Source organism: Mucilaginibacter achroorhodeus, from assembly GCF_007846095.1.
Lineage (GTDB): Bacteria > Bacteroidota > Bacteroidia > Sphingobacteriales > Sphingobacteriaceae > Mucilaginibacter > Mucilaginibacter achroorhodeus.
The window spans coordinates 235,745-259,630 of sequence record NZ_VOEI01000005.1 but is presented as its reverse complement, the minus strand read 5'-3'; the positions used below and the strand labels follow the sequence as shown (position 1 = coordinate 259,630).

General features: G+C 44.8%; 19 protein-coding genes. 8 read left to right on the top strand and 11 right to left on the bottom strand.

Annotated features, from left to right (window positions below; translation table 11 throughout):
* Nucleotides 1-28 precede the first annotated feature (28 nt).
* Nucleotides 29-1,012, top strand: coding sequence for a polysaccharide deacetylase family protein (locus FPZ42_RS14860; RefSeq protein WP_146272482.1), 984 nt, complete (start codon nt 29-31; stop codon nt 1,010-1,012).
* A 120-nt stretch (nt 1,013-1,132) separates the two neighbouring features.
* Here FPZ42_RS14860 and FPZ42_RS14855 read toward each other — a convergent pair whose 3' ends face one another.
* Together FPZ42_RS14855 and FPZ42_RS14850 are read right to left on the bottom strand one after the other, a co-directional pair.
* A complete protein-coding gene (locus FPZ42_RS14855; protein WP_186458787.1) occupies nt 1,133-2,428 on the bottom strand; it encodes an alpha-L-fucosidase in 1,296 nt (431 codons plus the stop codon).
* 3 nt (nt 2,429-2,431) lie between these two features.
* Nucleotides 2,432-2,761 carry an L-rhamnose mutarotase gene (locus FPZ42_RS14850; protein WP_146272480.1) on the bottom strand — a complete coding sequence of 110 codons (330 nt, stop codon included), beginning with the start codon at nt 2,759-2,761 and terminating at the stop codon, nt 2,432-2,434.
* Between the two features lie 70 nt (nt 2,762-2,831).
* Here FPZ42_RS14850 and FPZ42_RS14845 point away from each other — a divergent pair, with 70 nt between their 5' ends.
* Both FPZ42_RS14845 and FPZ42_RS14840 read left to right on the top strand, forming a co-directional pair.
* Entirely contained in the window at nt 2,832-3,368 is a 537-nt protein-coding gene (locus tag FPZ42_RS14845; protein WP_222431592.1) for a GNAT family N-acetyltransferase, read from the top strand.
* A 60-nt stretch (nt 3,369-3,428) separates the two neighbouring features.
* Complete coding sequence (locus FPZ42_RS14840; RefSeq protein ID WP_146272478.1) at nt 3,429-5,972, top strand: phosphocholine-specific phospholipase C; 2,544 nt, start codon at nt 3,429-3,431, stop codon at nt 5,970-5,972.
* A 1-nt stretch (nt 5,973) separates the two neighbouring features.
* Here FPZ42_RS14840 and FPZ42_RS14835 read toward each other — a convergent pair whose 3' ends face one another.
* Nucleotides 5,974-7,641 carry an ArnT family glycosyltransferase gene (locus FPZ42_RS14835; RefSeq protein WP_146272476.1) on the bottom strand — a complete coding sequence of 556 codons (1,668 nt, stop codon included), beginning with the start codon at nt 7,639-7,641 and terminating at the stop codon, nt 5,974-5,976.
* A 298-nt stretch (nt 7,642-7,939) separates the two neighbouring features.
* Here FPZ42_RS14835 and FPZ42_RS14830 point away from each other — a divergent pair, with 298 nt between their 5' ends.
* On the top strand, nt 7,940-8,836 hold the full coding sequence (locus FPZ42_RS14830; RefSeq protein WP_146272474.1) for an MBL fold metallo-hydrolase: 897 nt from the start codon (nt 7,940-7,942) through the stop codon (nt 8,834-8,836).
* A 29-nt stretch (nt 8,837-8,865) separates the two neighbouring features.
* Nucleotides 8,866-9,600, top strand: coding sequence for an outer membrane lipoprotein-sorting protein (locus FPZ42_RS14825; RefSeq protein ID WP_146272472.1), 735 nt, complete (start codon nt 8,866-8,868; stop codon nt 9,598-9,600).
* 48 nt (nt 9,601-9,648) lie between these two features.
* Here the strand turns inward: FPZ42_RS14825 and FPZ42_RS14820 are convergent, their stop codons facing one another.
* From FPZ42_RS14820 to serS, 4 genes are all read right to left on the bottom strand, one after another.
* Nucleotides 9,649-10,134: a hypothetical protein gene (locus tag FPZ42_RS14820; protein ID WP_146272470.1), complete on the bottom strand. Its 486-nt coding sequence runs from the start codon at nt 10,132-10,134 to the stop codon at nt 9,649-9,651.
* Between the two features lie 25 nt (nt 10,135-10,159).
* Nucleotides 10,160-12,055: a DUF3857 domain-containing protein gene (locus tag FPZ42_RS14815; RefSeq protein ID WP_146272468.1), complete on the bottom strand. Its 1,896-nt coding sequence runs from the start codon at nt 12,053-12,055 to the stop codon at nt 10,160-10,162.
* Between the two features lie 536 nt (nt 12,056-12,591).
* Complete coding sequence (locus FPZ42_RS14810) at nt 12,592-13,692, bottom strand: DUF3810 domain-containing protein (protein ID WP_146272466.1); 1,101 nt, start codon at nt 13,690-13,692, stop codon at nt 12,592-12,594.
* Between the two features lie 90 nt (nt 13,693-13,782).
* Nucleotides 13,783-15,054, bottom strand: a complete 1,272-nt coding sequence (gene serS, locus FPZ42_RS14805; protein WP_146272464.1) for a serine--tRNA ligase — start codon at nt 15,052-15,054, stop codon at nt 13,783-13,785.
* 112 nt (nt 15,055-15,166) lie between these two features.
* Here serS and rsmI point away from each other — a divergent pair, with 112 nt between their 5' ends.
* From rsmI to FPZ42_RS14790, 3 genes are all read left to right on the top strand, one after another.
* Nucleotides 15,167-15,898: a 16S rRNA (cytidine(1402)-2'-O)-methyltransferase gene (rsmI, locus tag FPZ42_RS14800; RefSeq protein ID WP_146272462.1), complete on the top strand. Its 732-nt coding sequence runs from the start codon at nt 15,167-15,169 to the stop codon at nt 15,896-15,898.
* Nucleotides 15,899-16,110: 212 nt separating this feature from the next.
* On the top strand, nt 16,111-17,733 hold the full coding sequence (gene lnt, locus FPZ42_RS14795; RefSeq protein ID WP_146272460.1) for an apolipoprotein N-acyltransferase: 1,623 nt from the start codon (nt 16,111-16,113) through the stop codon (nt 17,731-17,733).
* 55 nt (nt 17,734-17,788) lie between these two features.
* The gene (locus FPZ42_RS14790; protein WP_146272458.1) at nt 17,789-18,181 is read left to right on the top strand and encodes a hypothetical protein; all 393 of its coding nucleotides are present in this window, start codon (nt 17,789-17,791) and stop codon (nt 18,179-18,181) included.
* Here FPZ42_RS14790 and FPZ42_RS14785 read toward each other — a convergent pair.
* From FPZ42_RS14785 to FPZ42_RS14770, 4 genes are read right to left on the bottom strand one after another with little or no spacing between them, the layout of a single operon-like run.
* On the bottom strand, nt 18,147-19,019 hold the full coding sequence (locus FPZ42_RS14785; RefSeq protein WP_146272457.1) for an N-acetylglucosamine kinase: 873 nt from the start codon (nt 19,017-19,019) through the stop codon (nt 18,147-18,149). The two genes, FPZ42_RS14790 and FPZ42_RS14785, sit on opposite strands and share 35 nt — an antisense overlap.
* On the bottom strand, nt 19,016-19,396 hold the full coding sequence (locus tag FPZ42_RS14780; protein ID WP_146272455.1) for a response regulator: 381 nt from the start codon (nt 19,394-19,396) through the stop codon (nt 19,016-19,018). Before FPZ42_RS14780 ends, FPZ42_RS14785 begins: the two co-directional genes overlap by 4 nt.
* Nucleotides 19,397-19,423: 27 nt before the next feature.
* Nucleotides 19,424-20,755, bottom strand: coding sequence for a TolC family protein (locus FPZ42_RS14775; protein WP_255563209.1), 1,332 nt, complete (start codon nt 20,753-20,755; stop codon nt 19,424-19,426).
* 5 nt (nt 20,756-20,760) lie between these two features.
* Nucleotides 20,761-23,880: an efflux RND transporter permease subunit gene (locus FPZ42_RS14770; protein WP_146272453.1), complete on the bottom strand. Its 3,120-nt coding sequence runs from the start codon at nt 23,878-23,880 to the stop codon at nt 20,761-20,763.
* Nucleotides 23,881-23,886 lie beyond the last annotated feature (6 nt).

Below are 23,886 nucleotides of genomic sequence, written 5' to 3'. Positions count from 1 at the left end.
ATTGCGTTTTTTGCTTTTTTCACACCGTATGCGACCGATCAAACACTTTATCATTATTGCAATTATATGCTTTGCTTTTAATGCTTACGGGCAGGCCAATTATACTAAGATTACCAATTACAAGCCTTACTATGCCTGGGCACACCTTTATCCGCAGGATTGGATAGTGTTGCGCAGCTTTGAGAACGCCGGCAGGTCTTACTATTTAATGGTGAATCCGCAAACGCTTGTTACCAAAATTGCTGATGCAGGCTTTTACCAGATAAAACCGGCTTCGTTAGCTCAGCTGAGAGAGAAGTTTAGTGATATGCCCTATGTAAAAGCCCTGGCCAAAGCCGAAAGCCAATCCGTAATGATACAAGATGCCGGCATTGAGCGTGGAATGCCGCAGGAAACGGGCATCAGCCTTACCGCCGACCTTTGCCCATCGCACAGGCCTTTGGATAGACGGATTTTTACAGATATCATCAACGGGTTCAGGCAGGTGGAGCGGCCGGTCCCTATCGCATTATCCGTAAGCGGGCTGTGGATGAAACACCATCTGGCAGACCTCAACTGGTTAAAAGAGCTGCAGGCTAAGCGGCAAATAAACATTACCTGGGTTAATCATTCTTTTACTCATCGTGTAAGCCCGTCGTCACCGCTAAAAACCAATTTTTTACTGGAGCCCGGAACAGATATTAATTATGAAGTATTAGAGACCGAAAAGCTGATGCTCACAAACGGACTGATGCCATCGGTATTCTTCCGTTTCCCGGGATTGGTTTCCGATCAACAATTGGTTTACAAGATCACAGGCTTCGGGCTGATACCCGTTGGCACTGATGCATGGCTGGCTAAAGGGCAGCAACCGCAGGCCGGCAGCATTGTATTGATCCATGGCAATGGTAACGAACCGGTTGGCGTAAATGATTTTATCAACCTGTTAAGGCAAAAGGCGCCATCCATCGCCAAAAAACAATGGCTGCTTTATGATCTGAGGGAAACGGTTGAGGAAGCGGAAGTGAGGTAGCTGACGGCACTACCCCTCACCCGCGCGTAATTGCGAGGCACGAAGCAATCTCTACAGAGGACAAGCCGTCCTTGATATTCGGAGATCGTTTTGTAACTAACAATGAAGCACTACTTAACGTTACTGCACGGTCAATTTCATCACCGTATCAGCATCATCCCAGGCAACGCCATCGGTGTAAATAAAAATTCCCTCCTGTTGCTGCTTAAATTTTAACGACGATCCGTTACCAAGCAAGGCAACTTTGCTTACCTTTTCTTTTACACCGGGAATAAATACATAAGCCTCGGCAGGCTTATCCATCACATGGGCGTACATGGTTTTGCCCTTTGCCGTAACCACACCCCAGGGTTGGGGATCGATGTATGTGCCACGGGTGCCGTAAATGCTTTCGCCGTTTTTGTTTACCCACCGGCCTACGGCAGCAAGCGTGTCGGTAAACTCGGGTTGTATCTTGCCGTTAGGCATAGGGCCTATATTCAGCAAAAAGTTAGCGTTGCGCCCTGCAGCCCCAACCAGGTACCTGATAAGCTGTTTAGTGGTTTTGTAATTATTGTCTTTAATATCAAAGCCCCAACTGCCATTAATGGTTTCGCAGGTTTCTAAGGGCAAATTACCAATGGTGGCATCGGCGCTAAAGCCGGTGTGGTTTTGGCCGGGCAGGTCTTTTTCAAACATCTGAAAATCCTCACCGGGCTTAGGCGCCAGGTGGTGGTTATTGCCTATCATAATAGCCGGGTTAAGTTTATGTATCAGGGCATAAATTTCATCATAATGCCAGTTAACCTTACGGCGTTCCCAATCGCCATCAAACCAAATGCCCTTAACGCCCGGATATTTAGTGATCAGTTCGGTTAGCTGATCTTTCATGAATTTGATGTAGCTATCCCAATCGCCTTTTACAGGTTTGCCGTCAACTATTTCGCTTCCGAAAGCATAATCGGGCCTGCCCCAGTCAAGCAGTGAATAATAAAAGTGCAACTCAATACCTTCTTTCTGGCATTCCTTTGCAAGCTCCATCAATGGGTCCTTATGGTAAGGCGTGGCATCAACAATGTTGTATTTAGAGAATTTTGTGCCGAACATGCTAAAGCCATCGTGGTGGCGCGAGGTGATGGTGATATATTTCATACCTGCCTTTTTAGCAACCTGCACCCACTCTTTGGCATTAAACTCCTGTGGGTTAAAAAAATCGGCCAGGCGTTTATAGTTATTATACGGGATCTTGCGGTTATGCATCACCCACTCGCCATCGCCCAGGATGCTGTATATCCCCCAATGGATAAACATCCCAAACTTCATATCCTGAAATTTTTGACGCTGCGCCAGGTTTTCTTTAGCAGGCACGTATCCGGCCTGGGCGAAGGTTGCCAGCATGCATACAACGCCAATTGCGGTCAGTAAAAGCTTTCTCATAATTTATAGTTGAAAAATTTTATCCATCAGCATCCATTTAGCCCCATCGGGTGCGCCGGGCAAGGCCTGCTGGTACTTCCACATCAAAGTTTCCCACTCCTGCACTTTGGCATTGGCAGCATCGGCGGCACCTTTGGCATCAAAACTAAAATCATCCGTTACCTCCATTATCATGGTTAACCTGTTGCCATACCGGTAAATTTCCATATTAGTGATCCCGGCAGTTATGATGCTTTCGCGGATCTCCGGCCATATCGCTTTGTGATATTCTTCATACTCGGCTATCAGTTCCGGATCATGTTTAAGATCAAGCGCAAGGCAATAACGTTTCATAGGCGGTTTTTGAGATTGGTTTTACAAGTAAGTAAATGTTTGCTGTAAAAGCAATTTGAGTTTCAAAATAATGAAGTCTTGCGAATTTATTGTTTTCCCTATATTGGTTTCGATGATAGTTACTGCAAATCTTACTTTACGCCGATTTGGGCCGGAAGACGCACCCTTTGTTTTTGAATTACTGAATACGCCCACCTGGATACAATTCATTGGCGACCGCAATATTCACACCTTACACGATGCAGAGAATTACATCAAAATGCTGCACACTAATTTTTATAGTAAACTTGGCTACGGCCCGATCTTAGTAGCTTTAAAAGAGGATGAAACGCCGGTTGGTTTATGTGGCTTATTCAAACGCGCGTATCTTGATCACCCGGATATTGGTTTCGCATTTATGCCTCAATATGCAGGCAAAGGTTTAGGCTACGAAAGCTGTATGGCTATTATTGATAATTATCCATTTGACGTATTGTATGCCACTACAACTGATAAAAATATTCGCTCGCAAAAACTGATAGAGCGCTGCGGATTACACTACGAAAAAGATATTGAAACGCCGGAAGGCACAAAGCTAAGGTTGTATAAAAAGGTATTTATAAAATGATAACACAACCATAAATAGTATAATACATTCGTTTAATAAGGGATTTTTATCTTAGCAGCCATGTCAGATACCCGCAGAGATTTTCTTAAAAAGGCAGCACTGCTTGCAGGTGCTGCCGGCCTCAGCAACGTTTTACCGGCCTCTATTCAAAAAGCATTAGCCATTAACCCTGCGCCGGGCAGCACCTGGATGGATGCAGAACATGTAGTGATATTGATGCAGGAGAACCGGTCGTTCGATCATTGCTTTGGTTCCCTGCGCGGCGTACGAGGTTTTAACGACCCGAGGGTTATCGACCTGCCAAATAAAAACCCGGTTTGGTTGCAAAGCAACGCGAAAGGCGAAACCTTTGCCCCTTTCAGGTTAGATATTAAAGACACTAAAGCTACCTGGATGAACTCGTTACCGCACAGCTGGAGCAACCAGGTAAATGCGCGTAATGATGGTAAGTTTGATAAGTGGCTCATCGAAAAACAATCTGGCAACCCGGAGTATAAGGATATGCCGCTTACACTTGGTTTCCATACCCGCGAGGACCTGCCATTTAACTATGCCCTCGCAGATGCCTTTACCATATGCGACCAGCATTTTTGTTCATCCCTAACGGGCACCACACCAAACCGCAGCTTCCTGTGGACAGGCACTATTCGTGCCGATCAGAAAGAAGGTTCACGGGCCAATGTATGGAATGAAGATTCGGACTTTGAAGCAGCTAACTGGACCACTTTCCCGGAAAGGCTGGAAGATGCAGGCATATCGTGGAAATGCTACCAGAATGAGCTATCCATAGGCGTTGGTTTTGAAGGCGAGGAAGATTCATGGCTGGGTAATTTTACCGATAACAACCTGGAGTTTTTTAAGCAGTACAACGTACGCCTGCACAAAGAGCACATTGCCTATGTTAAGAAAAGGCAAACGGCACTGCCTCAAGAAATAAAGACATTAGAAGAAAAGATAGGCTCCCTGCCGGAAGGCGATACTTCAAAAAAAGCACTCACCAAACAGCTTACCGGGCTTAAACGCGAATGGAAAGATATTGAAGATCACAAGCAGATATTAGAACCCGGTGCTTTTGAGAAACTTAGCAAACGCGACCAAAACCTGCATATGCGTGCGTTTAGCACCAACCGGGTTGATCCTGATTATCACAAACTGACAACGCTTACCTACGATGATAATGGCACACAGCGCAAGATGCAGGTGCCAAAGGGAGATGTGCTGCATCAGTTCCGTCATGACGTTAACACCGGGCAATTACCCATGGTATCATGGATAACCGCCCCCGAAAATTTCTCAGACCATCCCGGTGCGCCCTGGTACGGGGCATGGTACCTGTCAGAAGTATTGGATATTCTCACCAAAAACCCCGAGGTATGGAAGAAGACCATCTTCATACTTACTTATGATGAAAACGATGGATATTTTGATCATGTTCCGCCCTTTACTGCGCCACACTCACACAAAGAAGGAACCGGCAAGGTATCAGATGGGATAGATACCAGGGTGGAATTTGTAACCCTTGAGCAGGAATTGGACAGAAACGGTTTTCCAAATAAATATAAACGCGAAAGCCCTATTGGTTTAGGCTACAGGGTGCCAATGATCATAGCCTCGCCGTGGAGCCGGGGCGGTTATGTAAACTCTGAGGTGTTTGACCACACATCAAACCTGCAGTTTTTAGAGAAATTTATTAAGCACAAAACGGGTAAAAAAATAAAAGAGACCAACGTAAGCGAATGGCGGCGTACCGTTTGTGGCGATCTTACTTCTGCGTTCCGCCCTTACGATGGCGAAAAGATCGTTCAGCCCAGGTCATTAAAAAAGGATGAATTTGTTGAAGGTATCCACAAAGCGCAATTTAAGGCGCTGCCAACTTTCAGCCTGTTGAGCGATGCCGATATCAAAGCTGTAAAAGCAGATCCGCGTACTGCCCCTCACATGGCCAAACAGGAAAAAGGTACCAGGCCGTCATGTGCATTACCGTATGAGTTATACGCTGATGGCAGATTAAACGAGGATAAAACTGCATTTGAGATCAGCTTTAAAGCTGGTAAGGAAGCCTTTGGCGATGCTGCACTTGGCGCACCATTTAATGTTTACGCGCCGGGACTGTATGCAAGTTTAAACGAGCCCGGTAACAAAGAAGCCATACGTACCTGGAGCTACGCTACAAAAGCAGGCGATACGCTGACCGATCAATGGCCGCTTACCGACTTTGAAAACAACCAGTACCACTTGCGCACGTACGGCCCTAACGGCTTTTACCGTGAGTTTAAAGGTAGCGCTAAAGATCCCGGGGTTGTAACACATTTCGCTTACCAAAAAGACGGCAATGTGTTGCTTACCTTCTCCCTGGCAGGCACCAAAACACCATTGACTGTAGAGGCGAGTGACAATGCTTACAAAACCGGCAGCAAACAATTAACTATTCAGCAGGAAAGCTTTGCACCGCAAACCATCAAGTTAGACCTAAGCAAGCAGCAGGGCTGGTATGATTTTACTATCCGTGTAAAAGGCTTTAATGATTTTGAAAAACGTTATGCAGGCCGGGTAGAAACCGGCAGGCCGGGCATCAGCGACCCTTACATGGGCGGCGAAGTGTAGTCTACTTAACAATAACCACTTCCATGGGGATAAGCAGTTCAGCACGAGTAGCATGATTGATAAACTTAGGCTTTAATCGGGATACCCAATAACGCTCAAAATTCGCCTGCTTCTCAATATGGTAGCCTTTTGCCTGCAGCGATGCTACAACTGTAGCCGGGCCGTAGAACATGAATGGCGTTGCAGGCAGCTTACCGCTGCCGTCTTCATTTACGATGGTAAGCGGCTGTTCTATGTAGAATTCCATTGGATAATTGGCGTCTTCCCAGCTTTGTACTAACGGCAGTTTCTGCGTGTTATGTTCATTTATCCAAACGGCAGCCTCGCTCCCGGCCTGGTATTTAAGTAACGATGGATAAAAAGCCAGGTTAAGATACAGGTTCACTACAAAAGCTGCGATAAGCGTACGGAAAGCCGTTTGGCGGTAATCTGTTGCTGCGAACTTTGTCGGCAGGATGGCAAGCAGCGCCAGCCATACCACAAGTGTCACCGCATCGTCCCACTCAAATTCATCAGGCTTAAAATAATATTGCAAAGCGGCAATAGCCAGCAGCAATACCAGCACCAGGCCTGTTTGAACCGCGCGTATCGTTTTAATTGTCCGCTCGTTTTGCAGGCCAATAAAGTATTGTGCCGTAATAATGGCAAAGAATGGGAACACAATATTAAGGTAATGCGGCAACTGAAATTTTGAGGCAGAGAACAATAAAAACGTAAGTAAGCTGCCACTAATACAAAGCCACTCGCGCTGCTGCACGTTTTTGATACCGGTTTTGACAAAATGCCAAATCGCCGCAAACAGAATTAGCGACCACGGCAAAAAAGCCCACAGCGTTGTATGGATAAAAAACGATGGATCGCCCTTTCCTTTGATAGGCCCGGTATTAAAGAAACGCCCGAACTGGCTGTCCCAGAAAAAGAATTTGATGCCGGACACATGCGTACGGCCAAAAACAACCTTCTCGGGGTGGGCATCAAATTGTTCATACAGGCAATAGATCTCCGGCAGGATAAATATGCCTATCAACACGGCAGCTAATAACCAACGCCAGTGAAATAATTGTTTCCATTGCCTGGTAATGGCCAGGTGCCCTACTATTGCCCCGCCTATGGGAACCAGTGCGAACATGCCCTTGGTCATGATGGCGCAGGCGGTAAAAATCGCGCCCCACAGGAGCTGCCAGTGGTTACCACGCAGGTAAGCCAGGTAAAAATGATAAACTGCCGCTATGATCAAACCGGTAAGGTATGGCTCGGCGCGTACATCGTTGTTAGATAGAATGATATGTTGCGATGTAAGCAGTATGAGCACACTCCAAAGCGCAACTTCTTTATTGTAAAGCAGTTTAGCCAGCAGGTAAGTATAATACCCGCCCATCAGCATAAACAGTATACCTGGCAATTTGTAGGCCCATGTACTGATGCCGAATATTTTGAACGATAATGCCGCCACCCAGAAAGGAAAATGCGGTTTATCCAGCCAATCGGCATTGTGGACGATGAGGTTCACAAAATCATTTCGCTGCGCCATGGTTTTGGCAATAACAGCGTAAAGGGTACCGTCGGGCGCCAAAATAGGAATGAACAAACCGGTGAAATTTAACAGAACAGCCAGCCCTATAAATAAATACAGCCATTGGGTTTTGTTATCGGTTTGCGGGGTGTTCATGCAGGGGGTAAAAGTAGTGAAGTAAAAAATAAAAACCACATAGCGGTCTCTTCATTCTACCAATCGAATTTTAACAGAAGACCGCATTAGCGATTGCAGCGGATACCGGCATGCGCCTAATGCCTGTGGCCGTATGAGCGAAAAGCGCGGGCCGCAGGCAATGCCGCAATACTTGTGATAAACTATTATTCACCCACTCACAATAAGCACCCACCATCCGCTATTCTAATCCAATCTTAATCCTTACATTTAATCAACTCAAAAAATATCATTTACCTTTAACTAATTTATTATCAATATGCAACGCCGTAAATTCTTAATAAATACAGCTTTAACCGCAGGATCACTATCTTTATTGGGTAACAGAAGCCTGGCGGCTATGCTGGCTGCGCCGGAGTATAAACTTACACCGCTGCGCAATAATGTGGGCATTTTTACGGAACAGGGTGGCACCATCATCTGGATGGTGAACAAAGAAGGCATCGTGTGTGTGGATGCCGAGTTTCCGGAACAGGCAGGTCATTTGATCGCCGAGCTCAAGAAAAAATCTTCGCAACCTTTTCAATGGCTCATTAACACACACCATCACGGCGACCACACCAGCGGCAATATTGCCTTTAAAGGTTTGGTTAAAAATGTGGCAGCACATGCTAACTCGTTAACCAACCAAAAAGCAGCATCGCTAAAGCAGGGATCAGATGATAAACAGCTTTATCCTGATACCACCTACACCAACAATTGGAAAATTAAAGTAGGCGACGAGCGCATTACTGCCCATTACTTTGGACCCGGCCACACCAACGGCGATAGTTTTATCCATTTTGAGAACGCCAACATTGTGCATTGCGGCGACCAGGTATTCAACCGCAAATACCCGTATGTAGACCGCTCGGCAGGTGCATCATGCAAAAACTGGCCGCTGGCTTTAGAAGCCGCACAAAAGCAGTTCAGTAAGGACACCATTTTTGTTTTCGGCCATGCTTTTGACCCGGATAAAGTGGTAGGTACGATGGCCGATCTTAAAGCCATGCAAAACTACATGGAGCGTTTGGTTGATTTTGTTGGCAGCGAAATAAAGGCCGGCAAAACTAAAGAACAGGTATTGGCTGCAAAAGCTATCCCCGGCGTAACCGATTGGCAGGGCGATGGGATAGAGCGCAGCTTAACCGCTGCTTACGAAGAATTAACCGCTTAAATTGATCGATATACCCCTCAATATAAATAATGAAGCATTTAGTATCTATTATCACTTCCATCATTACGCTGCTATCGGTGTGGGGGTTTACCTCACCCAGGCAGCTTACTTCGGCGCAGGTGATCAAGAAGATGTATACACGCTATTACAACAAATGGCATACGTCATTAACGTTTACCCAAACCACAGGCCGCTACCGTAACGATACGCTGATCAAAACCGATACCTGGTATGAGCGCATTGTTTACCCGGATATGCTGCGGATCGATTTTGGCGGCGATAATAGCGGTAATGGCGTTATTTACCGTGGAGATTCATCATATGTGTTCCGTAACAACAAGGTGGTACGGTCTGCAAAGGACGAGAACGAGCTGATATTCTTTTTAGGGGGGATGTATTTTAAGCCGATAGATAATGTTTTTGACCATTTTAAGGAGTTGCAGTTCGATCTGAATAAATTTCATGAAACGAAATGGAACGGAAAAGACGTGTACGTGATAGGTGCCGCAAAAGACGGTGAAAAAGTAAACCAGCTATGGATAGATAAAGAGAAACTGGTTGCCGTACGTTATTTTAAATATGAAGGCATTACTAAAACCGAAGCTACCTTTGAAGAACACAAGATGGTTGACGGTGCCTGGAGCGAAACGCTTTGCAAATTTTACATCAATGATAAACTTTTACAAACCGAAGTTTATCATGATATAAAGGCCAACCAGGAAATTGACAGGAAAATATTCGATCCGGCTTTAATAGGTAAATAACAGTGTGTTAGTTTAGTTTGAAGCCTTGCCATTTTTGGCAGGGCTTTTTTAGTAGCCAATAAATTCCTTCTGTTTTACCTCTACTGAGCCTTTGTTGTTATTGGTGCTAATGAGCATGGTAATGTTGTAGAACTCATTATCGAACTTATAAATGTTATTGTCGCGGTCCATCCCCTGGAACTTCATGATCAGCTTGGCACGTTTGGCCTGCGCAATAAGGTTGACAATATTTTCCGGGTCTTGTGTGGTATACAGAACCGTGCGCAGGATGGTACCGTTTGCCTGTATTTCGTTCACCCCTATGGTAATGCTCTGCGGAGCCACTTTTGCAGATTTTGACCGGAAATACTCAATTTTTTTTCCGTTTTCCTCTTTCATGTAATCCAATTTAAATATTCCACCCAACGATAAGTATGTATGGGCTTGCCCATCTGAAAGGTTGGTTAGATTGGTAAGATCAGAAAAGGAGATACTTTGCGCATTAAGGCGCATACCGGTAAAAATAATTACGATAGCTAAGACCAGCTTTTTCATTTCCTTTTCTGTTAAAGCCCCTAATTTACGTCTTAGTAACTTTTTTAAGAACTATTTGTTCATTTAACAATTCAAACATTTTCTTGTAGAAGCTGTACAATGCCTCGTACTCATCATGCGAAAACTTTGTTTTATTGAAATTGATGAGATAATGTACTGCTATATCCCCATTTATTTCCCCTATAAGCCGTTTAAAAATAATGCTATTATCGGCCATTGCAAGTGTAAATTGTTTAGGTAACGCATCAATTTTATACCCACCCGGTAACTTATAGTGGCCACTGATGTTATAGCGATTAAGGTATATAAAGTCAATATCAGATACTCTTACCTCGTTTAAAAACGGGTTAAGTGCTAACCCGGTAAATGAATTAGGGTTGAAATATATATAGTCGCCATCCGTTACTGCCGCTTCCACGTCAAATTTAAATTCCTCTCTTAGGGGTAGTGTATCCACATCCATTCCGTACCGTTTATAATCTGTAATAGATAACTTTGTGTTACCCGCTTTTAGATCGTCCAGATATTCTTTTTCTCCACCCCGGTCGTACTGCTCCATTTTATTAACCTTGCGATAAAATGAACTGCTCAATTGTGTGGTACCGGTTAATTTGCCGTCATCCTTTATAGCAGCGTCAACAAAAGTCACTTCCAGCCATTGGTACTGATTTCTAAGTTTCACTATATCATTAAAGCCGTTTTTAGGGTTGATGGTAAGCATGTTCTGCTCCAGAAATTCTATCGGAGTAAAATTATACCTGTTGTATTTTTGCGACGCGTCCAGCGTTAAAAATTGGGTGCTGTCTAACGGCACTTGCACAAGGGTTTTTTCGAGCCTGTCATAACCCGGATCATCCAATCTTATCTCAGCAATTTCCCTGTCTCCCGCAATGGCGAGCGTTGGTGATAGCCCCCCGCCTTTTAACAAATGGTAAAGTATGAGATTGACCTCTGCCGAGTTGCCGGTTTTCTTTAACCACGCCTTTTTAATACCCTCGTCTGTATACCAGCTTGTAGATTTATTCCATTTAATGGTGTTCTTAACCGTATTAAAAATGTATTCTATTTTAGCGATATCTGTTTTAAATTCATTGGCCCGTTTATATATTTCGGCTTCGCCCTCAAGCGGCTCATCTAACTGCTTGCCAAAATCTTCATCGTTCATCATTGCCCTTACCACTGCGTTCCAGGTGTAAAATGCATTTGGCCTGCGAAACGCAATGTATTGCAGATTATCTTCTACCGAATGCATATAGGGCTCCAGGGTGTAACTCGGTACATCTTTCATTACCCAAACATGGCGCGGATACTTTTCTGAGTAAACAGTATCCAGGCTAAGCGGCCGGTTTATGTTTTTAAGTAAGCCCAATGCCCTCAAACTTTTAAACGCAGCATCGTACTCAGAATACTTTGTTGGAAGTTTGTTTTGGAATTTCCATACAGGATAATTATACTCAATGCTGCTTAGCCATTTAAATTTATACTCAATAACAGAGCCTGCTTTAACACGCGGAAAAACTACTACATATTGCCGAACTCCCTTTGATACTTTTTGCTGATAGATCTGCTTCTTATCAAGAACCGTTTTTTCCACTTTGCCATCTACCAAGTTATAGGTAGCAGCCTCAATATCTTTAACAATGCCCAAGGCTATATCAGTAAAGTAATTAAGTTTAATAGTAGCAGCAGGTAGGCCGCGTTCATTGAAGATTTTAATCCGCTGATGCCGCACCATCGTCACGCCCGTCCAATCGTTAGAAGTAACCTTGGCAACATCAAATAGAATTTCAGCATCGGCATTTTTTTCAAAACTGCAGCCGGTTAATTGAAGGTCGGCAACATCAACTTCACCAAAAGGAGTGGTTTGTGCTTTACAGATGGTACTAAAGCAGATCAATAATATAAAATACAGGGGTTTCAAAAGATAAAATTTAGTTCAACTAATCTAATTAATTTTCTTTAAGAAGATCAAATTGAAAATTTTGCTATATGCCTGTACTGGAAAAACGTCATTCTACTTAAAATCCTCACTCATAAGTGAGCATCTTTTTACTATGCCCTAAATTTATCGAAAGAAAAAATCCTGATCTAAATCTTTGATCTATTAAAACTTAAATGCTTTCAGTTTCTGCCTTAATCAATGTTTCTGTAACATTCTTGCAATAATATCCGTCATTCTCATAATATGCTTTTCGGCCTGCCGTTCATTGTGTAACTTTGACACTTATGAATTTGATAATATTGAGGTACAATATTTGTTAAAGCCATATCGCAATAACCTGATTATCAGCAGCCATTAAATGGCGAAGCTATAAAGAACTTGGGTAAACACATGTTATCTGAGGTTTAGTTGATCAACATTATTTGAGAGATGATGTTGCAGTGCGTTCCGGGGTGAGATACGGAACGCATTTTTTTTGCGCCTTTCTCACCTGATCGCTAATATCTTCCCGATGGTTATAGGATGGTTGCTAAGTGCTCTCTCTTATACTGCGCCATCAGCAATAACACCATGCGGTTATAGCGTGCCAAACCCTCGGGCTGGTTGTTCGCCTTCAAAAAGTTGTCGTAAAAAATACCGCTGACGGCATTTATTTTAGTTTGGTAGGATAGCCAATATTCACGTTCGGCTTTAAAGTCGGCTTTAACCTGCGGCGATATTTTATCTTTCAGCTGCTTATAAATTGTGGTATCGGTGTAGCGCATAGTACGCATGAATTCGCCAACGGCAAGGTTATATGCCGAATACCTGAGCAGCCTGTCTTTAGCGCCGACGGCGGCAAGATAGCCTACGAAATTAGCCTCATCCTCCGGCCCGTAACCCATTTGGTGCGACATCTCATGACAGGCAACAAACGGGCGGTTAAACACCGGCATTTCGTAGTTCATCTGCGCCTCGCTGGTAAAGGGGTTATAATAACCGGATGTGCCCAAATAATTCATAAAGCCGGTAAGCAGCGATGGCTTAACCCTCGGACTATAAGTTTCAAATTCATCCGAAGTTTTTGAAAGCCTAATGATCGCCTGCCTGGCCCTGTTGTAAATAGTATCATTTGGTAAATGCAGGTCGGCGGTGCTAACGCGGCTGCGTGCAATGTTAGCGCTATCAATGAGAATTGTTGTAACCCTTTGGAGTTCTGCGGTGGTGTAGGTGCTATCGCGCAGGTTTAACCGCTCAGCGGCGGATGGACGGAAATAATTCAATCCCCAAAACAAGTAAAATACCAGGATGCCTGTTTGCACCCCAATTACAACTTTAAGTGCAAGCAGCCCCGCCATTGCCCAGCGCCTTTTAAAGCAATGCTTAAAAAACCTGATAACAGCCCAGATCAGCACTACTACCACAGCACCATAAACAATATCTCCAACACTAAACGGGAACAAGTTTAAAACCGGGTGCAGCACATGGCATATCATCCGGTAAGTGCTTTTAGAATAATATTTCTCTACCGCGGCAGGATGATCTGCAAAAAGGAAAAGCAAGTTGGTAAGCAGGAATAAAGCAACAACAGCTATCCCCCGTTTTATAAAAGCTTTTTTAATGTTAAGCACCCGCATTTAGGAAGTAAATATAAAAATGTTTTTGGCCGCTGTGCGTAAACAAAAAAGTCCCGGCTTTTGACCGGGACTTAACATATCATTTGCGGATCAATCGATCCACTCAAATTTGGTATATGGCACCAGGGCTTCAGGTATTTTGATGCCTTTCTCTGTTTGATTATTCTCTAACAGTGTTGCCACAATGCGCGGTAATGCCAAAGCACTGCCATTAAGCGTATGTGCTAATTGCGTTTTACCCTCCGCGTTACGGAAACGCAGCTTTAAGCGGTTAGCCTGGTAGGTCTCAAAATTTGATACTGATGATACCTCTAACCAGCGTTGCTGTGCAGCGCTCCAGGTCTCCATATCGTAAGTTAGGGCGCTTGTGAAACCCATATCGCCACCGCAAAGGCGTAACACACGGTATGGCAAGCCAAGCTTTTGCAACAGGCCTTGTACATGCAAACTCATATCTTCCAATACCTCGTATGACTTATCCGGATGCACTATTTGTACAACTTCCACCTTATCAAACTGGTGCAGGCGGTTTAACCCGCGCACGTGTGCACCATAAGAACCTGCTTCACGGCGGAAACATGGCGTATGGCCGCAATTCTTTACCGGCAATTCTTCGCCTTTTAAGATCACATCGCGGTAAAGGTTGGTAATAGGTACTTCGGCCGTAGGGATCAAATACAACTCATCCTCATTCACAAAGTACATCTGCCCCTCTTTATCAGGCAACTGGCCTGTGCCAAAACCCGAAGCTTCGTTGACTACCAATGGTACGCCAACTTCGCTGTAGCCTGCTTTTTCGGCTTCATCAATAAAGAAATTGATCAGCGCGCGTTGCAGTTTTGCACCTTTGTTCTTATACACGGGGAAGCCTGCACCGGTTATTTTTACGCCGAGTTCAAAATCAATCAAATTATATTTTGCAGCCAGTTCCCAGTGCGGTAAGGCATTGGCAGGCAGCTCGGGCTTGTTGCCGTTCTCTAAAACTACTTCATTATCATCAGCAGATACACCTTTAGGTACGGATGCATGCGGAAGGTTTGGCAAAAGAATCAATTTATCCTGTAATTCGGTCTCAAAGGCAGCTAACTGGTCGCCCAGTTGTTTGATCTCCTCTTTCCATTTACCGGTATTGGCTTTAACGGTTTCGGCTTCATCTTTTTTGCCGTTGCGCATCAGTTCGCCAATTTGTTTGGCTGCTGCGTTAGCCTGCGATGATACGTTGTCCGATTGATTTTGTGTTTGGCGGCGTTTTTCGTCCAAAGCAATTATCTCATCAACCAGCTCCGGCTGTTTAAAATTTTTAACAGCCAAACGTTCTAAAACTTTATCCCTGTTTTCGCGGATATAACTAACTTGCAGCATCTTTTTTAGATTAAAAGGCAAATATAAGAGTTTGCCGTTTGCAGCGGGCAGTTTGCTATTATTTTGTAACCGCTGCTGCAAACTGCAAACCGGAAATTGCAAACTGTAAAAAATGGACCAACCCAAAACAGGAAAACTTTACTTAGTGCCTACCCCTATCGGTAACCTGGAAGATATGACCTTCAGGGCTATACGGGTATTGAAAGACGCCGATCTGATACTGGCCGAGGATACGCGTACTTCTGCACCGATGTTAAAGCATTTTGATATCCAGAACAAAGTATTTGCGCACCACCAGCACAACGAGCATCAAAGCAGTAATGAGATCATCAAGTTTTTGCTGATGGGGCAAAATATCGCACTGATATCTGATGCGGGTACGCCGGCAATATCCGATCCGGGTTTCTTCCTGGTGCGGGAGGCTTTGAAGTTTAACATTGCTGTAGAATGCCTGCCGGGCGCAACTGCTTTTGTGCCCGCATTGGTTAACTCAGGCTTCCCTACAGATAAGTTTTGTTTCGAGGGATTTTTGCCGCTGAAAAAAGGCCGCCAAACCCGCTACAAATTTCTGGCGCAGGAAGAGCGCACCATCATCCTGTACGAGTCGCCGCATCGTTTATTGAAAACACTTGAAGAAATGGCCACCTATTTTGGCCTGGATAGGCAGCTTTCTGTTTCGCGCGAGCTGACCAAGATGTTCGAGGAGACTGTGCGCGGCACGGTTGCAGAGGTAAAGCAGCATTTTGAAACACACCCCATTAAGGGCGAGTTTGTGATCTGCATTGCCGGCGCCGAGGAAGCTGAGGGGAAGAAGAAAAAGAAGTATGGGAATGAGGAGGAATAAGCCTCACCCAACCCTCTCCAAAGGAGAAGGTTTAAAAAAACAAACGCCATTGCGAGGAGCGACAGCGACGTGGCGATAGCATCAACACAATATAAAAAGGTGTCATTTCGAACGAACGACAGTGAGGAGAAATCTTCTTCACCATAAATGTCCCGCGTAGAAGATTTCTCACTATCGTTCGAAATGACATCGCTTAATTACATAGTCACTCTATGAAAAAAAACATACTCCTATCCATATTCTCCGGGTTGCTGCTTTGGGTGGCCTGGCCGCCTACGCATTACACCACTATTATGCTTTTGATAGGCTTTGTGCCTATGCTGGTGGCGGTGGAGAACATCATCAAATCTGATGTTAAAAGCAAAGGAAAAAAGATCTTCCACATCGCTTTCCTGGGCTTTTTTGTGTGGAATGTGCTGTGTATTTACTGGGTTTACAATGCCTTAAAAATAATTGGGCCTGTAACAGCAATACCTATTACGTTAATACCTTACAGCCTTGGCCCGGTGTTAATGGCGACGGCTTGCTGGCTGTATTACCGGCTACGCCTTAAAGCTAACCGTACTATCAGCCTGGTTGGTTTGGTCTGCTTCTGGATAGGTTACGAATACCTGCACCAAAGCTGGGACCTAAACTTCCCGTGGATGACGCTTGGCAACGGACTTGCTACCACCCATCAGTGGGCACAGTGGTATGAATATACCGGAGTGTACGGCGGTACCATCTGGATCTGGGCGATCAACATCCTGGTGTTCCTGATCTATATTGGCTTGCGGGAGTCGCAGGCTAAAACAATAAGGTTAAAACTGATCGTGTCTTTGGTATTGGTGTTTATTCTTCCGTTGAGTTTTTCGTTGTATACTTACTACCAATACCAGGAAGTACCAAATCCATCAAACATTGTTGTCGCTCAGCCTAATATTGATCCGTATGAAAAAGAAGGTACAGTGCCGTCTGCTGAGCAGATAAATATTTTAACAAAGCTTTGCGACTCGATTGGTCAGCGCAACACCGAATATTTTATATGGCCGGAGACCGCTATTGTAAAAGACATGGATGAGGACCGCATCCGTACAGAACAGCCATACTTACAGGTTAAACGCTTTTTAGAGCGGTTTAAAAACGGCAATGTCATCACTGGTGGCGAAACACATAAGTTCTATGTAAACCGCGCTACCGGCACTGCATCACCACTTGAAGATGGAAGTGCATTTTACGATAGGTTTAGCGCCGCCATCAATATTGAAAACTCTGATAAGGTTCAGTTTTACCACAAATCCCGATTGGTGCCCGGTGCGGAGTCTTTACCTTTTGGTAATGCCTTGTCATTCATTAAACCAGTGTTTGAGCATTTGGGCGGGGCAACAGGCGCTTACGGTATGCAAAGCGAGCCAAGTGTATTATATTCGCAAAGCGGCATAGGTGCAACGCCCGTTATTTGTTATGAATCGTTATGGGGCGAGTGGGTGGCAAAGTCTGTTAGGCAGGGTTCACAATTTATTGCAGTTATCACCAATGATGGCTGGTGGGGCAATACCTCGGGGAAAGACCAGCATCTGGATTATGCCAAATTGCGGGCTATTGAAAACCGCCGCTGGGTTTGCCAATCTGCAAACACCGGTATCTCGGCTTTTATCAATGGGCGTGGAGATATTGTACAGCAAAGCAAATGGTGGGTACGTACCGCGCTTAAGCAAGATATTAACCTTAATAATAGCTTAACATTTTATACAGAGCACGGCGATTACCTGCCTAAAACCGGAAGCGCGTTAGCCGTATTAGGAATGATATTTTTGCTGATAAGAATTAAAAGAAATAGCCGTGACGCCAAATAGCTGGAAGTCAATTTTTGCCTTGGTTGTCATCAGCATCATAATGCATGGTTGTGTTATGGATTACCAGAATGCAATGCTATCTGTCGAAAATAAATCTCCATTGCTTATAACCGTCTTGTATTCAAATGCTACTAATGTTCACACGGAAAATAACGTTGCTTTCTATACTGCTGATTGGGTAACTATAGCGCCTGATTCTGTTGGGGATATTAAGATCAATGGCAGAGCAGACGCATGGCATGAGTACATAGAAAGCGGTAAAGAGAAAAAATTGTTTATATATTTCTTTGCGGCAGACTCGCTCAAAAGATACGATGGAAGGTACTCAATGGATCAACTGTGCGCTATGAAGAAATACCTGAAAGTAAACTCGTACACAGAGGATCAATTAAGCATGTTGCCTGGCGAATTAGTTACAATAATGATTGATTCGCAGCATCCCTTTTAAGGATAAACTCCTGCAGGTCGTTTATTGGCTGCCGGATGATCTTGCCTACATGCACACCATTGTCTCGGCAGATACTTTTGAGTTCGTCGGCAAAAACATAGGCTATGGAGCCTACAAAATGGCATTTGAATCTATCGTATTGCGGGTACGATTGTTTGATATTGGTATCCACAAACTCCTGCAAGCCGGCGCGCAAGATATTTTGGCCGTAATCCGTTGAACGTATCTCGCTTAAAAATTTTGAGAAGGCAGCCAGGTAGGCATTACCCCTTGGCTTGCGGTAAACATTCTCAATAACGGCTTCCTTGGTTGGGTTAAAGGCTTTGCCAAAATTAACGGCAATATCAGCCGGCATAAGCTCATACAGGTAATCGGTAAGCAGGGCTTTACCAAACCAGGTGCCGCTGCCTTCGTCGCCCAACACATAACCCAGGCCATGCTGCCCGTCATGTATATCCTCACCATCAAAAAAAGAAATATTTGAGCCGGTGCCCAGCACACAGCAAAAACCTTTTTCGTGGCCGCAGGTGGCGTAAGCAGAGGCAAGCAGGTCGCTGTCTACACTCACATACGCTTCGGGGAAAAGTGTACTGATGGCGTTTGTGACTATCTCATGCCTGTCCGGACTTGAGCAGCCTGCACCAAAGAAATAGATCTCCGTTACATCACCGGCGTAAGCAACCATATCAGGCAGCTGTTCCTGGATGATCCTGGTGATCTCTTTTTCTGTTAAAAAGTATGGGTTTAAACCGGCACATTTAAATGCCTTATTGCCATCGGCCGGTGTGGCCAGCAGCCAGTCTGTTTTTGAAGATCCGCTATCTGCTACTAAAATCATGTACTAAGTTCTTCCAGCGCCTCGTGCGTTAAAGGTTTATGAACATACTGGGTAACATATCTATTGCTCAGTGAGTTGTTCATATCGGTTGGATCAAGCGATGATGAGAGCATAAATATTTTAGTATGTTCTTTATCAATAGCCAGTTGTTCGTAAGCTTTTAGAAACTCAAAACCGCTCATCTGCGGCATACGGATATCTAAAAATATCACATCAGGCTTTACAGTACCATCGGCAAGCGCGCTTAATGCCTCAGGGGCAGATTGTATTACAATTATATTTTCGGCAAAATGGCCACTCTCCAAAATTTTTCGCGTAACAAAGTTATCGATGTAGTTATCATCAATAAGCAAACAGGTATGGTATTGAGATGGCATTTTTCAAAAATATACATTTTCGATAAATTACCTAATATTAATACTGTTAGTTATCTGCTGTAGAGTAACCTCGGCCATTTTGGATTGGTACAGGGCATTTGAGTAAACAGACTGCGCATTGAGGTAGTTACGTTGCGCTTCTCTGATCTCCAACGGAGTAATGTTACCCAGGCGATATTTCTCCAGGGATATCTCCAGGTTTTTTTTAGTAAGATCAACATTTGATTGGCTCAGTTTAATAAGGTCCAATCCCGATACGTAGGCAATAAAAAAGTTGCTGATCTGTGCCTCTATATCCTGCTGCGTTTTTTTCTGACTGATCTCCGCATTATCTATCTGTAGTTTGGCATTACGCTCGCGTCGCCACTGGTTAAAGCCGTCAAATATATTGATGGATGCAGTAAGCCCATAAGCTAAACCGTGCGCATTCTGGCTTAAGGTAAAGCCTGCCGGGGTACGACTATTGGTAAACGTATAGCCTGAGGTAACACCTACCACAGGATACCTGGTTGAGCGAACCTGCCTCAGGTTGATCTCGGCAAGGCGCTTGTTTATCTTTGATGCCAGTATGGCCGGGTTCTGGTTCTGCGCCTTCGCGATCACATCGCCCAGCACCAACTGATTGCTTACCGTTAAAGTACTATCAACTGTAAAATCGGTTTGCAGGTTGCGCACCAGCAATTGGTTCAATTGCACCTGCGTGGTTTTATAGGTTTGTATCTGCGAAAGCAGCGTAGCGGTATCTGTGTTAAGCGCTATTTGGGCAGTGTAAACATCAAGCCGCGATATACGACCAACTGCAAACTTATCATTAGCATATCTTAACTGCGTACGCGAGATAGCAATTGCCCCTTTTAAAGCCTGTATCTGCACGTTTTGCGCTACCAGGTTATAGTATGTGGTTATAACGTTTGCAACCGTTGTTTGTATGGTATCCTGCAAACGTATAGCACCAAGCTTATCCATCTGCTTAAGCATGTCGTAATTAGCAAACATGTTAAAACCATCAAAAATAGTCCAGTTAAGGTTTACGCCATAGCTGTTATTGCTGTTGTTAGCCCTTAGGTTATTGACCGTTCTATCGTTACGGGTTTGCTGTATTTGCTGCCTGCTTGCATTTAAGGCTGCATCGCCGGTTACAACCGGTAAAAAACCGGCATTGCCCAACGTAACATTGTTGCCGGCGATAGTTGAATTATTCTGCGATAATTTAATGTTATAGTTATTCTTGAGGGCAACCTCAATGGCATCCCTCAAAGATAAATGCGGCGCAGCAGGATTGGTAGCCGTTTGGGCACGCAGACCGGTTGCCAAAGCAATAAGGCAAACCAAAAAGCAAAGTGTTTTTTTGATCATCATATTGCTTAAAGTTTATCTATCAATAAAGGTGCTTTTGGTTCGGTTTCATCCACTGGTTCGGCATCAGGGTCGCGGCGGGTTTTTGATGCAAATACCATGTACATGGTTGGGATAACGTAAAGTGTTAACACCAGGGAGAACAACATACCGCCAATAATTACAATACCTAATGATGTACGGCTTTTTGCACCGGCACCCAAAGCCAGCGCAATTGGTACCGAACCTAAAACCACCGCCAAACTGGTCATCAAAATTGGGCGAAGGCGCGATGTTGCAGCTTCAACCACAGCCTCATATTTGCTTAGGCCGTGCTCCATGCGCTGGTTGGCAAACTCAACTATCAAAATACCGTTTTTGGTAACCAAGCCAACCAGGGTAATGATACCTATCTGGCTAAAGATATTGAACGTTTGATCAAACAGCCAAAGCGATATAAAGGCACCTGCAATAGCGAGCGGCACGGTAAGCATCACGATGAATGGATCCATAAAGCTTTCAAATTGTGCGGCTAATACCAGGTAAATAAGTAACAACGCAAACCCGAATGCAAAGAGGATATTTGATGAACCTTCGGCATAGTCACGTGATGGGCCGGCAAGGTCTGTACTAAAGGTTTCGTCCAGTAAACCTTTGGCAATGCGGTTCATTTCCTCAATACCATCACCAACGGTATGCCCCGGCGACAAACCTGCCTGCACTGTTGCTGATTTAAAGCGGTTAAAGTGATAGATGGATGGCGGCGTAGCGCTTTCCGTCACCTTCACCACGTTGTCCAACTGTACCAGGTCGCCCTTGGTGCTGCGTACGTAAACAGATTTCAGATCAAGCGGCTGGTCGCGGTTGGCGCGATCTACCTGTGCTATTACCTGGTATTGTTTACCGTTGATCAAAAAGTAATCTAAACGGCCTGCACTATAATATAATTGAAGCGTTTGTGCAATGTCGGCAACCGAAACCCCTAAGTCCCTTGCCCTGTCACGGTCGGTAGTTACACGCAGTTCCGGTTTGGTAAATTTCAGGTTTACATCCGTACCCTGGAATACCGGGCTTTTAGATACTTCGGCAAAAAACTCAGGCAATACCTTCCGCAGTTTTTCAAAATCCTGGTTCTGGATAACAAATTGCACCGGCAATGAGGTACGTGCGCCGCTACCACCACCGCTTATGGTTTGCTCTTGTACCACAATGGCGCGTGCATCGGGCATGCGGGCAAGTTTCTTGTTCAGCCAGTCGGCCAGTTGCTGCTGGGTACGCTCGCGCTGATCGGGCGGTACCAAACCTACCCTGCCAAAACCGGTGTTGGCCGAACCACCACCAAATGATGGTGATACAATCTCGATATTCACATTCGCCTCGGGCATAGAATCGGTCACCAGGTTGGCAACCTTATCCATGTACTTGGTCATGTACTCGTAAGTTGCACCTTCTGATCCGGTAACGGAGTAACGAAGTAAGCTTCTATCATCAAGCGGGGCCAATTCAGATGGCGTTATCTTTACCAGAATACCGGTAACCAGTAACGATGCACCCAATATCACGAATGACACCCACCTGCGTTTCATGAACTTCACCAACGATTCGGTATAGCCGCTGGTCATCTTCTCGAAGAAAGGCTCGGTAGCGATATAGAATTTAGATTTCTTTTGATTTTTACGGATCAGCTTTACGTTAAGCATCGGCGTTAACGATAACGACACAAAAGCTGAGATCAATACCGAACCGGCTACTACAACCGCAAATTCGCGGAACAGCCTGCCGGTAAAGCCCTGCAAAAACATGATGGGCAGGAACACCGCGGCCAGGGTTACCGATGTAGAAATAACCGCGAACAAGATCTCTGCCGAGCCTTCAAAAGCAGCCTTGCGGATATTCATCCCTTCTTCTACTTTTTTATAGATGTTTTCGGTTACCACAATACCATCATCCACCACTAAACCCGTTGCCAGTACGATCCCCAACAGCGTTAATATATTGATGGAGAACCCGCATACGTACATGATAAAGAATGCACCGATCAATGAAACCGGTATATCTATCAGCGGGCGAAATGCGATCAACCAATCGCGGAAAAACAGGTAAATGATGATCACTACCAGTACAAAGGATATGATAAGCGTTTCTTTTACTTCCTCGATAGAGTTATTGATAAACTTGGTATTATCCAATGCCACCTTAACGGTAATATCCGGCGGAAGGTCTTTTTCTATCTGTTTAAGGCGCCTGTAAAAATCCTTGGCAATTTGCACGTAGTTGGCACCCGGCTGCGGCACCACGGCCAACCCCACCTGCGGTATGCCTGATTCCTTAAAGGCTGTTTCCTCGTTAGCTGAACCTAAAACAGCATAGCCGATATCTTTAAAGCGCACAACCCGGTTGCTATCTGCACGGATGATGAGGTTGTTAAAATCCTTTTCGTCCGTTAGTTTACCTAATGCGCGGATGGTTAGCTCGGTATTATTACCTTCAATTTTACCGGCCGGTAATTCTACGTTCTCTTTGCTTAGTGCTGCACCTATATCAGTTGCGGTTAAGCCCAATGCCGAAAGTTTATCAGGATCAACCCACAGGCGCATGGCGTATTGGCGCTGCCCCTGTATATTGATGGAGCTTACGCCCGGGATGGTTTGTAAACCTTCCTGCAATACGTTTTCCGCGTAATCATCTACCTGCATAATGTTGCGGGTATTACTGCTTACGGTAAGCGTTATGATTTGGTCGGCGTTGGCATCGGCTTTGGTGACTACCGGCGGAGCGTTAATGTCTTGAGGCAGCTGGCGCTGTGCCTGACCTACCTTGTCGCGAACGTCGTTGGCGGCGGTTTCCAGGTCGGCATCCAGGTTAAACTCAACAGTGATATTGCTTTGCCCTACCGAACTCGTCGAGGAGATGTTACGAATACCCGGCACACCATTGATCGCTTTCTCCAGTGGCTCGGTTATCTGCGATTCGATAACGTCTGCGTTGGCACCGGAGTAACTTGTAGATACAGAAATGATCGGCGGGTCCACAGAAGGGAAATCGCGCACGCCCAAAAACTTGTAGCCTATAACACCAAATACGACAATCACAACAGACATTACTGTTGCAAGTACGGGCCGTTTTATACTTATGGAAGATAAACTCATACCTGT

What these genes read in the sequence shown, in the direction of transcription:
- FPZ42_RS14860 (WP_146272482.1), top strand. Translation starts at nt 29, where the DNA reads ATGCGACCGATCAAACACTTTATCATTATTGCAATTATATGCTTTGCT.
- FPZ42_RS14855 (WP_186458787.1), bottom strand. Translation starts at nt 2,428, where the DNA reads ATGAGAAAGCTTTTACTGACCGCAATTGGCGTTGTATGCATGCTGGCA.
- FPZ42_RS14850 (WP_146272480.1), bottom strand. Translation starts at nt 2,761, where the DNA reads ATGAAACGTTATTGCCTTGCGCTTGATCTTAAACATGATCCGGAACTG.
- FPZ42_RS14845 (WP_222431592.1), top strand. Translation starts at nt 2,832, where the DNA reads ATGAAGTCTTGCGAATTTATTGTTTTCCCTATATTGGTTTCGATGATA.
- FPZ42_RS14840 (WP_146272478.1), top strand. Translation starts at nt 3,429, where the DNA reads ATGTCAGATACCCGCAGAGATTTTCTTAAAAAGGCAGCACTGCTTGCA.
- FPZ42_RS14835 (WP_146272476.1), bottom strand. Translation starts at nt 7,641, where the DNA reads ATGAACACCCCGCAAACCGATAACAAAACCCAATGGCTGTATTTATTT.
- FPZ42_RS14830 (WP_146272474.1), top strand. Translation starts at nt 7,940, where the DNA reads ATGCAACGCCGTAAATTCTTAATAAATACAGCTTTAACCGCAGGATCA.
- FPZ42_RS14825 (WP_146272472.1), top strand. Translation starts at nt 8,866, where the DNA reads ATGAAGCATTTAGTATCTATTATCACTTCCATCATTACGCTGCTATCG.
- FPZ42_RS14820 (WP_146272470.1), bottom strand. Translation starts at nt 10,134, where the DNA reads ATGAAAAAGCTGGTCTTAGCTATCGTAATTATTTTTACCGGTATGCGC.
- FPZ42_RS14810 (WP_146272466.1), bottom strand. Translation starts at nt 13,692, where the DNA reads ATGCGGGTGCTTAACATTAAAAAAGCTTTTATAAAACGGGGGATAGCT.
- serS (WP_146272464.1), bottom strand. Translation starts at nt 15,054, where the DNA reads ATGCTGCAAGTTAGTTATATCCGCGAAAACAGGGATAAAGTTTTAGAA.
- rsmI (WP_146272462.1), top strand. Translation starts at nt 15,167, where the DNA reads ATGGACCAACCCAAAACAGGAAAACTTTACTTAGTGCCTACCCCTATC.
- lnt (WP_146272460.1), top strand. Translation starts at nt 16,111, where the DNA reads ATGAAAAAAAACATACTCCTATCCATATTCTCCGGGTTGCTGCTTTGG.
- FPZ42_RS14790 (WP_146272458.1), top strand. Translation starts at nt 17,789, where the DNA reads ATGGATTACCAGAATGCAATGCTATCTGTCGAAAATAAATCTCCATTG.
- FPZ42_RS14785 (WP_146272457.1), bottom strand. Translation starts at nt 19,019, where the DNA reads ATGATTTTAGTAGCAGATAGCGGATCTTCAAAAACAGACTGGCTGCTG.
- FPZ42_RS14780 (WP_146272455.1), bottom strand. Translation starts at nt 19,396, where the DNA reads ATGCCATCTCAATACCATACCTGTTTGCTTATTGATGATAACTACATC.
- FPZ42_RS14775 (WP_255563209.1), bottom strand. Translation starts at nt 20,755, where the DNA reads ATGATGATCAAAAAAACACTTTGCTTTTTGGTTTGCCTTATTGCTTTG.
- FPZ42_RS14770 (WP_146272453.1), bottom strand. Translation starts at nt 23,880, where the DNA reads ATGAGTTTATCTTCCATAAGTATAAAACGGCCCGTACTTGCAACAGTA.